Consider the following 13806-nt stretch of genomic DNA (forward strand, 5'->3'; position numbering starts at 1 on the left):
CGGGGCCGTGGCTTGACAGACTTCCGGAGTGGGCAACGTGGGCTGGTCGCCGTGGGTCCGCCCCGGTGCGCCCGGCTCCCGGACCACCCGGCTGGAACTCTTCTACGACCTCGTCTTCGTCCTCGCCTTCCTCAACGTGACCGCGCTGACCACGAGGCAACCCTCCGCCACCAACCTGTACCGCTGCCTGCTGGTGCTGGGGCTGCGAACACATCATGATCGTCGACCTGGAACGCAACGACCTGGCCCGCGTCGCGGCCACCGGCACCGTCACCGTCGACGAACTGTTCGCCGTACGCCGCTGGTGCGACGCGAGACACCAGGTCCACCACAGCACAGTGCCGGGCGAACCCCGAGACCCCGCCCTGGGGGGATCCGCTGGGTGCGTTCTGGGCCCTCGTCCTCTACGGCGGGGGCGCCCTCTACCTGCTCAGCCTCGTCGCGTGCGGGATGGTGGCGCTGCGGGTGCTCCGCTGGCCGCTGCTGGCCGAGGTGGCGCTGCTGGCCCTGCTCGCCCCGGTGGCCGCCCGGTTGCCGGAGCTGCAGGCGCTGGTGCTGCTGGCCGTGGTCTGCGTCACCCTCACCGCCGGGGAGACGCTGGGCGGGCGGCGCCGCCGGAACCGGGTCCGGCAGCTCGCGCTGGAGGAGCAGCGGGCGGCCGAGATCGAGGAGAGCCGGTGGCGGGGCGAGCACCTGTGAGACGGCGGCGGCGGCCGTGTCCCGGGACGGGGGGACACGGCCGCCGGCGGGACTGCGGTCAGAGCTCGGCGAGCGTGCCGGCGTACATCTTCTCGATCTCGGCCGCGAAGTTGCCCTCCACGCCCCGACGCTTGATCTTCAGGGACGGGGTCATCTCGCCGTGCTCGATGGTCAGGTCCCGGGGGAGGACGGCGACCTTCTTGATCGTCTCCCAGCGGTTCAGCTTTGCGTTGAGCTGGGCGACGTACTCCTCGACCATCAGCCGGGCCTCGTCGGAGGCGACGATCTCGGCGTACCCGCGGCCCTCCAGGGGACCGCCGGCCGCCCAGCCGGTGATCGCGTCCGGGTCGAGGCTGACCAGCATGGTGCAGTAGTTGCGGGCCTGACCGATCACGATCGCCTGCGAGGTGTACGGGCAGAGCGCCTTGAACATGCCCTCGATGTGCGACGGCGCGATGTACTTCCCGCCGGAGGTCTTGACCAGGTCCTTCTTCCGGTCGGTGATGCGCAGGTAGCCGTCCTCGTCGAGGCTGCCGATGTCCCCGGTGCGGAAGAATCCGTCGTCGGTGAACGCGGCGGCGGTGTCCTCGGGCAGGTTGTGGTAGCCGCGCATCACCGGGCGGCCCCGGACCAGGATCTCCCCGTCGGTGTCGATCCGGCACTCCAGGTCGCCCATCGCCCGGCCCACGGTGCCGATCCGCAGCCCGTCCGGCGGGTTGACGAAGTTGCCGGCGCTGGTCTCGGTGAGGCCGTACCCCTCCGAGATGGGCAGGTTGGCGGCGGCGAAGAAGCCGGCGATCTCCTTGCTCAGCGGCGCGGCGCCGGAGACCAGCACCCGGATCCGCCCGCCGAGGCGGGCCTGGAGCTTGCTGAACACCAGCTTCTCGGCCAGCGCGTACTTCAGCCTCAGCCCGGTCGGCACCGGACGGCCGGCCTGCTCCAGGGCCACCTTCGCCTGGCCCACCCCGACGCCCCAGGAGAAGATCTTCGCCTTGGCGCCGCCGGCGTCCCGGGCGGTGGTGACCACCTTGTTGTAGATCTTCTCGAACACCCGGGGCGCCCCGCACATCAGCGTCGGCCGGATGACCCCGAGCAGGTCGACCAGCTTCTCCACCCGGCCGTCGACGTAGGTCGGCAGGCCGACGTGGGTGGACCCGCAGAGCAGGGTCTTGCCGAACGAGTGGGACAGCGGGAGCCACAGGTACTGCAGGTCGTCCTCGCGCAGCAGCCCGACCTTGTCCTGCGCCACCCCCTCCCAGCACCAGCCGCCGTGCAGCAGCTCGACGCCCTTGGGTCGGCCGGTGGTGCCCGAGGTGTAGATCAGGGTGGCCAGGTGCTCCGGCCCGATCCCGGCCACCAGCCGCTCGATCAGCCCCGGCTCGGCGGCGAGCACCCGGGCGCCCTGCTCCTCCAGCTCGGCCAGGGTGAGCTGGGGCACGGCCGCGGCGGGATCGGCCGCGCCGTCGAAGAGCACCACGTGGGTCAGCGCCGGCAGCTCCGCGCCGGCGAGCTTCGCGGCCTGGGCCGGGTTCTCGGCGAACAGCACCCGGGAGCCGGAGTCGGCGACGATGTACGCCGCCTCCTCGGGCTCGGTGGTCGGGTACACCGTGGTGGTGGCGCCGCCGGCGCACATGATGCCGAAGTCGGCGATGACCCAGTCGAGCCGGGTGTTCGCCAGGATCGCCACCGGGTCCTCCTGGCCGACACCGAGCCCGTGCAGCCCGGCCGCGACCGCCTTGGCCCGGTGGCCGACCTGCTCCCAGGTCAGCCAGACCGGCCCGGAGTCGTCGGGGGCGGGGTGGCCGAAGGCGTGGCGGTCGGGGGACGCCGCGACGCGCTTGAGGAACATGTCGGGGATGGAACGGTACGGTACATCGAGAGCCATCGCTGTAGCCGCCTTCAGGGCTGGAGGCGTGACGGGGGTCACGTCATTCTGCGGTTACCGAAGGGTATTGCCTGCACCGCCCGTCGGCTAGCCCTGGTGATCCCAGGCTGTCCCCGGCTGCGCCGCGGGGTGTGGCCTCAGGCGTACCGGGCGGCACGGGTGGACCAGTCGTAGGTGGCCCGCACCCAGTTGCTCCGGGCGGCCAGGAACGGGCGCACCGTCGGGTCGTCGGCGAGCAGGGCCGCCTCCCGCTCGGCGTACACCGCGAGGGTGCGGTTGAACCGGTCGGCGGCGGCGCGCAGCGCCGCCGGCTCGTCTCGGCCGGTCTCGGCCGCGATGGCGCTGACCAGGTTGTGCGCGTCCGGACCCGACTGGTTCTCCTTGCCGTACGAGAAGAGGTCGTTGCACCAGCAGACCAGGTCAGCGGCGAGGGTCTCGACGTCGACCAGCGCCGGCTCGACCCGGCGTGCCGCCGCGGGCGGGGCGTCGTACGCCAGGTCGGTCAGGGTGAATGCGGGGTGCACGGCGCCGGTGTGCCGGCGTAGCCGGACGTACTCCGCCACCCCGGGGGTGCGCCGGCGCTCCCGGTTCGTCGCCTCCCAGAGCAGGGCCAGCAGGTAGTCGCGCAGCTGGCCGACGAAGCGCAGCAGCAGCCCGGGGGAGCCGTGGGTCCGGGTCCGTCGGCACAGGTCGTCCAGGGCGCTGCCGAGCGGGTCGCCGCCCGGGTTCCCCGGTGCGCCGTGCCGGTCGAGAACGTCGAGCAGGTCGGCGACGGCCGGGGCCAGCCGGGTGGGCGCCGCGCCGAGGCCGTCCTCGTCGCAGGCGTCGTCGACCACGAACAGCCAGGTGACCAGGTCGGTGAGCAGGCGCAGGCGCTCGCCGGCCGCGTCCGGACAGGTGCGCCCGGCCAGTTCGGCGGCGGCCGCCCCGCGCAGCCGGATCAGCCGGTGCCCGGTGGTGATCAGGCCGAGTTCCTGCGCCCAGGCCAGGCTCGCCTCGGCGGCCAGGTCGGTCTCGGCGTGCCGGCGCGGGGGAAACGGCGGTTCGTTCAGGGCCGAGACCGCGAAACTTCGCATGTCGCCCTTCCGGATGTGGCCGCCCCGGGGTGGGGCGACGGCCGGACGAGGGTATGTCAGCACCGATCGACATTCATAATTCGGTCACGAATGGTTCACACCCGGGTGTGAACGGAGAGTCGCGGTCCGTCAGATGCCCAGCTTGGCGGACCTCAGCCGCTCGGCCAGCTCCGCAGGCCCGTCCACCTGTACCCGGGCCACCCGCTGCCGGCCGGTCAGGAACAGCACCAGTTCGCCCGGCGGGCCGACCAGTCGGGCCCGCTGCCCGCCCCGCCCCGCCGACAGCTCGCCGTGCCTGGGCGCCTGCACCAGCAGGTCGGCCGGGAAGCGGCGCAGCGCCAGCCGGCCCAGCACCGCGGCCCGGCGCCACAGCACGGCGTGCAGCCCGGCCGGCAGGTCCCTCGGCTGCCACCCGGGCCGGGCCCGGCGGACGTCCTCGTGGTGGATGTAGAACTCCATGGTGTTGACCAGCTCGTCGGTGAGCGGGTTGCTCACCGGGCTCCACACCGGCGGGCGGCGGACCTGGCCGACCAGCTCGGCGAACGGCCGGGCCGCGATCCGGGCCCGCACCCCCTCGGCGTATCCGCGCAGGGGTGGCAGCATGATCCCACCGGCGGCGTCCGGCCGGCGTTCCCGGACGATCAGGTGGGCGGCGAGGTCGCGGACCGACCAGCCCTCGTTGATCGTCGGCGCGTCCGGACCCAGGCTCAGCATGAGGTCGGCGAGCGCGTCGCGCTCCGACCGGGCGTACCGCGTCATCGCCCGATCGTAGGCCGGTCCGGCGTGGTCGGCGCGGCGGCGGCGAAGGCCGGGACGTGATCACCGACATACCCGGTACGGGACGGCGAGGTGGACCGGACCCGGTAAGGATGAGGGGGATAATTGCGGCTTACGGCGGGGGAGAGCGTGACCAGCAGGGCAAGTCGGGACGTGCTCGGCAGAGGACTGTCCGTGCTCGGCCGGGCGATCCGGGAACAGCCCCGGATCTTCGCGGTCGCGGTGGCCGGCAGCGTGCTGTTCGGCGGGCTGGTCATCGCCAGCGCGTACATCGTCGGCGCGGTGGTCGGTGACGTGGTGGTGCCGGCGGTCGAGCGCGGGTCGGTGGGCGTGGCGGCCATCGCCCTCGCCGCCGGGGCCCTGTTCGGGATCAGCGTGCTGCGGGTGGTCGGCATCTTCGGCCGCCGGCTCGGCGCCGGCTACATGCAGTTCCGGCTCCAGGCCGCCTACCGTCGCCGGGTCACCCGTCGCTACCTGGACCTGCCGCTGTCCTGGCACCAGCGCAACGCCACCGGCACCCTGTTGTCCAACGCCAACTCCGACGTCGAGGCGGCCTGGTACCCGATCGCCCCGCTGCCGTTCGCGGTCGGCACGCTGGTGATGCTGGTCGGCGCGGTCGCCTCGCTCTTCGTCACCGACTGGGCGCTGGCCCTGGTCGGGCTGGCCGTGTTCCCGGCGCTGTTCGCCCTCAACGTGGTCTACTCCCGCTGGATGGCCCCCCGCCAGGCCCGCGCCCAGCGGCTGCGCGCGGAGGTCAGCGGGATCGCCCACGAGAGCTTCGACGGTGCCCTGGTGGTCAAGACGATGGGCCGCGAGGCCCAGGAGACCGCCCGGTTCTCCGCCCGGGCCGGCGAGCTGCGTGACGCGCTGATCGCCGTCGGCCGGCTGCGCGGCGTGTTCGACCCGCTGCTGGAGACCCTGCCCGGTCTCGGCACCCTCGCCGTGCTGGTGGTCGGCGCGTTCCGGCTCCGGCAGGGCGCCATCACGGTCACCGAGCTGGTCAGCGTGGCGTTCCTGTTCACCGTCCTGGCGTTCCCGGTGCGGGCCATCGGCTGGGTCCTGGCCGAGCTGCCGCGCAGCGTCGCCGGCTGGGACCGGGTGCGCCGGGTGCTCGACGCCACCGGCGAGATGTCGTACGGGGACGTCGCGCTCGACCCGGCCGACCCCACCCCGGCCACCCTGACCTTCGCCGACGTCGGCTTCGCGTACGAGCCGGCCGAGGCGCACCTGCCCGGCGTCGAGGTGCTCGGTGAGGTCTCCTTCACCGTGCCGGCCGGGAAGACCGTGGCCCTGGTCGGGCCGACCGGCTCCGGGAAGTCGACGATCACCGCGCTGGCGGTGCGGCTGGTCGACCCGCACACGGGCGCGGTCCGCCTCGACGGGGTGGACGTCCGCCAGCTCACCGCCACATCGCTGGCGGGCGCCGCCGCGCTGGTGGCCCAGGTGCCGTTCGTCTTCGACGACACGGTCCGGGCCAACATCACCCTGGACCGGCCCGACATCGCCGACGAGGACGTCTGGGCGGTGCTGCGGCTGGCCGAGGCGGACGGCTTCGTCGCCGCGCTGCCCGACGGGCTGGACACGATGGTCGGCGAGCGGGGCACCTCGCTCTCCGGCGGGCAGCGGCAGCGGCTCACCCTGGCCCGAGCGCTGGCCGGGCGACCCCGGCTGCTGGTTCTCGACGACGCCACCAGCGCGGTGGACCCCCGGGTGGAGGCGGCCATCCTGGCCGGGCTGCGCGCCCCGGCCGCCGGGGGGCCGGCCGCCTCGATCCTGGTGGTGGCGTACCGGCGGGCCACCATCGCGCTCGCCGACGAGGTGATCTACCTGGAGCACGGCCGGGTGCTCGCCCGGGGCACCCACACCGAGCTGCTCGCCACCGTTGCCGGCTACGCCGACCTGGTCACCGCCTACGAGCAGGCTGAGACCGACCCCCAGCAGGAGCGCACGCCCGACGAGGTCAAGCCGTTGGCCTCGGGCCTGGAGATCGAGGTGGATCGGTGAGCGCGAGGAGTGAGCTTGCGAGCCCCGCAGTCGTGAACGGAGGGCGGGACCGGTGAGCGCGAGGAGTGAGCTTGCGAGCCCCGCGGAGGAGAGCACCTGGCAGACCCTGCGGCGGGGGCTGGCCCTCTCCCCGGAGCTGCGCACCGGCCTGGTCGGCACGCTCGCCCTGGCGTTGGTCTACATGGTCGGCCGGGTGGCCGTGCCGGTGGCCGTGCAGCAGGGCATCGACAAGGGCATCGTCGGTGGGCTCAACCTGGATGTGGTCTGGACGGTGGTGGCGGTTGCGGTCGCCGTGTTGGTGGTGACCACCATCTGCGGCTACCTGATGATGCGGCGGCTGTTCACGGTCAGCGAGACTGCCCTGGCCAACGTGCGCACCCGGGCGTTCCGGCACGTGCACGACCTGTCGATGCTGCACCAGCAGTCCGAGCGGCGCGGCTCCCTGGTCTCCCGGGTGACCAGCGACGTCGACCAGATCACCCAGTTCCTTCAGTGGGGCGGGGTGATCCTGATCGTCAACCTCGGTCAGCTCGTGGTGACCGCGGCGGTGATGCTGGCGTACTCGTGGCAGCTCACCCTGGTGGTGCTCGCCGCGTTCGCGCCGGCGGTGCTGGTGATCCGGCTGCTCCAGCGCCGCCTCGCCGGGGCGTACGGGGTGGTCCGGCAGCGGATGGGGACGCTGCTCGGGACGATCGCCGAGAGCGTGGTGGGGGCGCCGGTCATCCGGGCGTACGGGATCGCGGGGCGGACGGCCCGTCGGCTGGACGTGGCGATCGAGGGGCAGCGGCAGGCCCAGCAGCGGGCGATCCGGATCAGCATCCTGGGCAGCTCGGTGGGGGAGCTGGCGGCCGGGCTGGCGCTGGCCGGCGTCGTCGTCCTCGGGATCACCCTCGGGGTGGACGGCACCCTGTCGGTCGGCCAGCTCACGGCGTTCCTGTTCCTGGTGACGTTGTTCATCCAGCCGGTGCAGATCGCCACCGAGGTGCTCAACGAGGCGCAGAACGCGATCGCCGGCTGGCGGCGGGTGCTCGACGTGCTGGACGCCGTCCCGGACGTGGCCGACCCGGGCGAGCGGGGGCGGGAGCTGCCGTCCGGCCCGCTGGACATCCGCTTCGCCGGGGTGGGTTTCGCCTACCCGGGTGGCCCGCCGGTGCTGCACGACGTCAGCCTGGAGATCTCGGCGAAGAGCCGGGTGGCCGTGGTGGGGGAGACGGGCAGCGGCAAGACCACCTTCGCCAAGCTGCTCACCCGGCTGATGGATCCGACCGACGGCGAGGTGCTGCTGTCCGGGGTGCCGCTGCCACAGGTCCGGTTCGCCTCGCTGCGCGCGCGGGTGGTGATGGTTCCGCAGGACGGCTTCCTCTTCGACGCCACTGTCGGGGAGAACGTCCGGTTCGCCCGGCCGGAGCTGACCGACGCCGAGCTGACGGCAGCCTTCACCGAGCTGGGGCTGGTGGACTGGCTGGACGGGCTGCCCACCGGGCTGGACACCCCGGTCGGCGAGCGCGGCGAGGCGTTGAGCGTGGGGGAGCGGCAGCTCGTCGCGCTGGCGCGGGCGTATGTCGCCGACCCTGACCTGCTGGTGCTGGACGAGGCGACGAGCGCGGTCGACCCGGCCACCGAGGTCCGCCTACAGCGAGCCCTGGACGCGGTGACCCGGGGCCGGACCACCCTCGCGATCGCGCACCGGCTCTCCACGGCGCAGGCCGCGGACGAGGTGATCGTGGTGGATCAGGGCCGGATCGTGCAGCGCGGCCCGCACGACGAGCTGGTCCGCGAGCAGGGCTCGGTCTACGGGCTGCTCTACGCCTCCTGGCTGGAGCAGACCCGCTGACCGGTGGACCGGCTGGAACCGGCAAGGCGGTGGACGTGGGGGGCGCGGGTGGTCTACCGTGCCACTTAGGTAAGCCTAACCTTTGGAGGTGGGTCGTGCGCCCCAGCACCGCCCTGCGGCCCAGTCCCGCCGAGATCGTCCGGACCCTGGCCGCCGGCCGGCTGCCGGGCCTGGCCTACCTCGCCCAGCGGCCCGGCCCGTTCCACGTCCGGCACGTCACCGACGCCGAGGGCCGCGTGCTGCTGCTCGTACCGGTGCACAGCGACCTCGCGGCGGCGCTGCCGCCGGGCGACGACGTCGCCGTGGCGCTCGACGTGCTGGACCTGCCGCCGGCTGCCGGCGCCCCGTCGCTGGGTCGGGCCTGGGTCTCCGGCTGGGCGGCCGCGCTGCACGGCGACGCCGCCCGCCGTGCCGCGCTGGACTACGCCGAGGTGGACCCGACGGGAGACCTGCTCGACGTCGGCACCCGGTTCCAGCTGTACCGCTTCGAGGTGGCCGAGGCCCGCCTGGAGCGCCCCGACGGACTGCTCCGGATCGACCCGCTGGCGTACGCGGAGGCCGAGCCGGACCCGCTGCACCCGGTGGAGGCGGAGCTGCTGGCCGAGCTCACCGTGCACCACGGCCGGGAGATGACGGCGTACGTCCGGCGGCAGCTCGGCCTGGCCGACGCGGCCCGGGCCGACCCGCCCCGGGTGGTGCGGGTCGACCGGTACGGCCTGGTGGTCTCCTTCGGTTCCCCCGGCGCGCGGCGGCGGGCCCGGTTGGCCTTCCCGAGCCCGGTGGCCGACCACGGCGAGCTGGCCCGGATGCTGCACCCCGTGTTCTTCCGGCACGCCGAGTCACCCCGCCTGACCGGCCCCGCCTGACCGACCCGCCGCACCCGCACCCGCGCCCGCGTCCCGGCGCGAGCGGGGGACCAGCTCCGCCGGAGGCGTCGACCGGGGCACTACGAGAGGTCGCCGCACAGGTATCGCTGGACCGTCGGGGCGATCGCGGCGACCAGGGTCTCCGCCGGCGCGGAGGCGACCGGCTCCAGGCGGATCACGTGCCGCATCATGGCCAGCCCGATCATCTGGGTGGCCACCAGCGACCCGCGCAGCGGCCGTTCGGCCGGGTCGACGTCGAGGTGGTCCAGGACCCGGCGCAGCACCTGCGTGACCAGGAACTCGCGCAGCAGCCGGGCGGTCCACTCGTTGCTCACCCCGGATCGGAGCAGGGCCACGGCGCCGGCGCCCGTCGGGGAGTCCCAGATCTCCAGGAACGTGCGGACCAGCCGCTCGCCGACGCCGTCGGCGTCCCCGCCGAGCATCCGGGGGAACAGCTCGCCGGGGTCGACCGGGGCGTCCATCGAGGCCAGGAAGAGCCGGTCCTTGGTGCCGAAGTAGTGGTGCACCAGCGCCGGGTCCACCCCCGCCGCCCCGGCGATCGACCGGATCGAGGTCGCGTCGAAGCCCCGCTCCGCGAATGCGGCCCGGGCCGCGTCGAGGATCGCCTCCCGGGTGTCCGGGTTGCCGGGTCGTCGACCGGTCCGCCGCGCCATCGCCGCCCTTTGCTCGTCCGTCGTCGTGCCGTCCGCGCCCCGGCGACTCAGCCGCTGCGCCGGCGCAGGGTGGCTGCGGCGAGCACCAGCGCCAGCACCACCGCGCCGGCCACCACCCCGAGGTCCCGCCACATCGTGCCGGTCGGTTCGGCGTGCGCGCCGACCTCCTGCAACGCCTCGACCGCGTACGACAGGGGGAGGGCGTAGCTGACCGCCTGGAGCCAGCCGGCCATCTCGTCGCGGGCGACGAAGAGCCCGCAGAGCAGCAGCTGGGGGATCACCACGACCGGCATGAACTGTACGGCCTGGAACTCGGTGCGGGCGAACGCGCTGCAGAACAGCCCGAGGGCCACCCCGAGCACCGCGTTGACCACCGCGATTCCGATCACCAGGGCGCTGCTGCCGGCGGTGGTCAGCCCGAACACCCAATACGCCACGGCCGCGGCGATCGCGGCCTGCCCGGCGGCGGCGACGCCGAACGCGATGCCGTAGCCGAACAGCAGGTCGAGCCGGCCGAGCGGGGTGGTGAGCAGCCGCTCCAGGGTGCCGGAGGTGCGCTCGCGCAGCATCGCGATGCTGGTCACCAGGAACATGATCACGAACGGGAAGACGCCGAGCAGCACCAGCGCCACCCGGTCGAACATGCTCGGCCGGCCGGGTGGGGTGGGCTGATCGGCATACATGAAGTAGACGAGGGTGAGCAGCAGTGTCGGCACCACCACGAGCAGGGCGACGGTGCGTCGGTCGTGCCGGAGCTGGCGCAGGATGCGTCCGGTGGTGGCGGCCAGGATGCGCGGGCTCACGACGCGCCCCCGTCCGGGCCGCCCGGCCGCGACGCGCCCCCGTCCGGGCCGGTGGAGCGGCCCGTGCCGTCGGCCGTGGTCCCGGCCGTGCCGCCGGCCCGGATCAGGCGCAGGAACGCCTCGTCGAGGTCGTCGACCCCGGCGGCGGTGCGGACCGCGTCCGGGGTGTCGTCGGCGATCAGCCGGCCCTCACGGATCAGCAGCAGTCGGTCGCAGCGGGCCGCCTCGTCCATGACGTGGCTGGACACCAGCAGGGTCGTCCCGGCTGCGGCGAGGGCGTGGAACCGGGCCCACAGGTCGGCGCGCAGCACCGGGTCCTGCCCGACGGTCGGCTCGTCGAGGACGATCAGCTCCGGCTCGCCGACCAGGGCGCAGGCCAGCGACGCCCGGCTGCGCTGGCCGCCGGAGAGGGTGCCGACGAGCTGGTCGGCCGCCTCCGCCAGCCCGACGTCGGCCACCGACCGGTCCGCCTCGGCCCGGCCCCGGCCCTGCAGGACGGCGAAGTAGCGGGCGTTCTCCCGGACGGTGAGGTCGGCGTACACGCTGGGCGCCTGGGTCAGGTAGCCGACCCGGCTGCGCAGCGGGGCCGAGCCGGCCGGACGGCCGAGCACGGTCACCGAGCCGGAGCGGACGGTCTGCACGCCGACGACGGCCCGCATCAGGGTGGTCTTGCCGCTGCCGCTCGGCCCGAGCAGCCCGGTCACCGAGCCGCGCGGCACCGCGCAGCTCACGCCGTGCAGCACCCGCCGCCGGCCACGCTCCACGACCAGGTCGCGGACTGCGATCGCGTGGTCCATCGTCACCTCCAGATTTCATCACCTAATGAAATCAACGCTAGATGAATTCCTCCCGGTGCACAACGGGGGGTTGACTTCGAGTGCGCTCCAACTGACAGCCTGTGTCGCGTGGACGTCAGCACGCAGGAGATCGGCCCGCCGGAGACCAGCCTCTCCGTCGGCGAGGCGGCCGAGTTGGTCGGCCTCACCACCTACACGCTGCGCTGGTACGAGCAGGAGGGCCTCGTCGCCCCCGTCGGCCGGGACTCGGCGGGCCGCCGCCGGTACACCGCCGCCGACGTGGAGTGGCTGCGCCTGCTCACCCGGCTGCGGCGTACCGGGATGCCGGTGCGGGACATGCGCCGCTACGCGGAACTTGCCAGGCAGGGCGACCGGACGCGGGCCGCCCGTCGGGCGCTGTTCGAGGCGCACCGGGCCCGGGTACTGAGGCAGATCGGCGAACTGGAGGAGGACCTCAAGGTGCTCAACTACAAGATCGACATGTACCAGCGGACGGAGGGCTGCGGATGAGGCGTCGACGGATGGGGGCGCACGGGCCGGAGGTCTCGGCGATCGGCCTCGGCTGCATGGGGATGAGCTTCGCGTACGGCGGTGCCGACGACGCCGAGTCGACCCGGACCCTGCACCGGGCCCTCGACCTCGGGGTCAACCACCTCGACACCGCCGACATGTACGGCCAGGGCGCCAACGAGCGGCTGCTCGCCCCCGTGGTCCGGCAGCGCCGGGACGAGGTCTTCCTGGCCACCAAGTTCGGCAATCGCACCAGCGGCGGGTCCTTCGGCGGCACCGGCGCCCCCGGGGCGTACGTCGACAGCAGCGCCGCCTGGGCCCGCCAGGCCTGCGACGCGTCGCTGACCCGGCTCGGGGTGGACACCATCGACCTGTACTACCTGCACCGGCGCAACCCGGATACCCCGATCGAGGAGACCGTCGGGGCGCTGGCCGAGCTGGTGGCGGCCGGCAAGGTCCGGCTGATCGGGCTGTCCGAGGTGAGCCCGGCGACCCTGCGGGCGGCGCACGCTGTGCACCCGGTGGCCGCCGTGCAGATGGAGTACTCGTTGTTCACCCGGGACGTCGAGGGCGAGATGCTGGCCACCTGCCGGGAACTGGGGGCGGCGCTGGTGGCGTACTCGCCGGTGGGCCGGGGCCTGCTCACCGGGGCGATCACCCGCCGCGACCAGCTCGCCGCCGGCGACTGGCGAGCCGGTGCGCCCCGGTTCGCCGAGGGCAACCTCGACGCCAACCTGAAACTGGTCGACGAGGTCCGGGCGGTCGCCGCCGAGGTCGGCCGCACCCCGGCCCAGGCCGCGCTGGCCTGGCTGCTCGCCCAGGGTGAGGACATTCTGCCCATTCCCGGCACCAAGCGGATTTCCTACCTGGAGGAGAACGCCGCCGCGGCCGACCTGCGGCTCAGCGCCGAGCAGCTGGCCCGGCTGGCCGCTGCGGTGCCGCCGGATGCCGTGGCCGGCGAAAGGTACCCCGAGGCAGGAATGAGAACGACCGGGCACTAGCCTTCGGACCGGGCACTAGCCTTCGGACCCGGACAGCCGGTCCGGCATCGGGCATTGCGCCCTGAACGGGCGTACGGCACGATGGCGCGGTGGGTCACGCTGCGTCACCTGAGACTGGGTTCCTCGACGACTGGGCCGCGCGGCTGCGGCACGGGGCCGAGCGGCCCGTCGTCGGCATCCTGTTGCGCGGCAGCCACGCCCGACGGGCCGCCACGGCGCACAGCGACGTCGACCTCGACGTGCTCGTCACCGACGGGGCGCCGCCCCGGTCGGCCGCCCCGCCGATCAACGCCCCGTACGCCGCCCGCCGCGCCTACCTCGCCGAATCCGGCGGTCGGCTGACCCACGTCTCGGTGGCGGTCCGGGACGTCCGCTCCTGGCTGGACCGGCTGGCCCAGCCGGCCGACTGGGCGTTCGGGCTGCCGGTCACCACACCCACCCGGCTGCTGTGGGCCGACGAGCACTGGCGCGACCGGATCGACCTGACGGTGCTCTGTCAGCCCGCCGACGAGCCGCGGCTGGAGGAGCTGATCGCCACTCTCGGTAAGGTCGCCGGGGCCCGGGCCCGAGAGGACCACCTCGGCGTCCGACTCGCCGCCGCCGACCTGGCCCGACTCTGCCCGTCCGTGCTCCGGCTGGCCAACCCGTCGGTGCGGGTGGTGTCCCGGCGGGCCGCGTTCACCGCCGCCCTCGACCTGCCGGTCGCCCCGCCCGGGTACCGCGACGACATGCTGCTCTGCCTCGGCGGGCGGCCCGGCTCCACCGGGCAGCTCTGGGCCGCCGCCGGGCGGCTGGTCACCGGCACCGTCCCGCTGGTCCGCCCGTACGCCGACGAGATCGCCGCGGTGGCCGGCACGGACCTGGCCGACGCCCTCGCCGA

Annotated in this window: 11 protein-coding genes and 3 pseudogenes; 8 read left to right on the top strand and 6 right to left on the bottom strand. The window is 74.0% G+C overall.

Features of this window, described 5'->3' with window-relative positions; translation table 11 throughout:
• Positions 1-28: 28 nt before the first annotated feature.
• Both OG559_RS20940 and OG559_RS20945 read left to right on the top strand, forming a co-directional pair.
• Positions 29-205, top strand: a pseudogene (locus OG559_RS20940) (low temperature requirement protein A); the annotation flags it as partial.
• Between the two features lie 245 nt (positions 206-450).
• Entirely contained in the window at positions 451-699 is a 249-nt protein-coding gene (locus tag OG559_RS20945) for a hypothetical protein (protein ID WP_405106160.1), read from the top strand.
• 58 nt (positions 700-757) lie between these two features.
• On the opposite strand, the gene OG559_RS20950 is transcribed toward OG559_RS20945, so the two are convergent.
• From OG559_RS20950 to OG559_RS20960, 3 genes are all read right to left on the bottom strand, one after another.
• The gene (locus tag OG559_RS20950; protein ID WP_405106162.1) at positions 758-2584 is read right to left on the bottom strand and encodes an AMP-dependent synthetase/ligase; all 1827 of its coding nucleotides are present in this window, start codon (positions 2582-2584) and stop codon (positions 758-760) included.
• A 137-nt stretch (positions 2585-2721) separates the two neighbouring features.
• Entirely contained in the window at positions 2722-3660 is a 939-nt protein-coding gene (locus tag OG559_RS20955; protein WP_405106164.1) for a terpene synthase family protein, read from the bottom strand.
• Positions 3661-3789: 129 nt separating this feature from the next.
• Positions 3790-4419, bottom strand: a complete 630-nt coding sequence (locus OG559_RS20960; protein ID WP_405106166.1) for a TIGR03085 family metal-binding protein — start codon at positions 4417-4419, stop codon at positions 3790-3792.
• A gap of 147 nt (positions 4420-4566) precedes the next feature.
• Between OG559_RS20960 and OG559_RS20965 the strand changes: the two genes are divergently transcribed.
• From OG559_RS20965 to OG559_RS20975, 3 genes are all read left to right on the top strand, one after another.
• Positions 4567-6441, top strand: a complete 1875-nt coding sequence (locus tag OG559_RS20965) for an ABC transporter ATP-binding protein (RefSeq protein ID WP_405106168.1) — start codon at positions 4567-4569, stop codon at positions 6439-6441.
• 52 nt (positions 6442-6493) lie between these two features.
• Entirely contained in the window at positions 6494-8275 is a 1782-nt protein-coding gene (locus OG559_RS20970; RefSeq protein ID WP_405106170.1) for an ABC transporter ATP-binding protein, read from the top strand.
• Positions 8276-8388: 113 nt separating this feature from the next.
• The gene (locus tag OG559_RS20975; protein WP_405116837.1) at positions 8389-9141 is read left to right on the top strand and encodes a DUF2470 domain-containing protein; all 753 of its coding nucleotides are present in this window, start codon (positions 8389-8391) and stop codon (positions 9139-9141) included.
• A gap of 80 nt (positions 9142-9221) precedes the next feature.
• On the opposite strand, the gene OG559_RS20980 is transcribed toward OG559_RS20975, so the two are convergent.
• The 3 genes and pseudogenes from OG559_RS20980 to OG559_RS20990 all read right to left on the bottom strand — a co-directional run.
• A complete protein-coding gene (locus tag OG559_RS20980; protein ID WP_405106172.1) occupies positions 9222-9815 on the bottom strand; it encodes a TetR family transcriptional regulator in 594 nt (197 codons plus the stop codon).
• Between the two features lie 47 nt (positions 9816-9862).
• Entirely contained in the window at positions 9863-10618 is a 756-nt protein-coding gene (locus OG559_RS20985; RefSeq protein WP_387023735.1) for an ABC transporter permease, read from the bottom strand.
• Between the two features lie 71 nt (positions 10619-10689).
• Positions 10690-11415, bottom strand: a pseudogene (locus tag OG559_RS20990) (ABC transporter ATP-binding protein); the annotation flags it as partial.
• A gap of 108 nt (positions 11416-11523) precedes the next feature.
• Between OG559_RS20990 and OG559_RS20995 the strand changes: the two are divergent.
• From OG559_RS20995 to OG559_RS21005, 3 genes and pseudogenes are all read left to right on the top strand, one after another.
• Complete coding sequence (locus OG559_RS20995) at positions 11524-11925, top strand: MerR family transcriptional regulator (RefSeq protein ID WP_405106174.1); 402 nt, start codon at positions 11524-11526, stop codon at positions 11923-11925.
• Positions 11922-12926 carry an aldo/keto reductase gene (locus OG559_RS21000; protein ID WP_405106176.1) on the top strand — a complete coding sequence of 335 codons (1005 nt, stop codon included), beginning with the start codon at positions 11922-11924 and terminating at the stop codon, positions 12924-12926. Before OG559_RS20995 ends, OG559_RS21000 begins: the two co-directional genes overlap by 4 nt.
• A gap of 488 nt (positions 12927-13414) precedes the next feature.
• A pseudogene (locus tag OG559_RS21005) lies at positions 13415-13738 on the top strand (phosphoribosyl-AMP cyclohydrolase); the annotation flags it as partial.
• Positions 13739-13806: the final 68 nt, after the last annotated feature.

Origin of the sequence: Micromonospora sp. NBC_01405 (genome assembly GCF_045040155.1) — a bacterium.
GTDB lineage: Bacteria > Actinomycetota > Actinomycetes > Mycobacteriales > Micromonosporaceae > Micromonospora.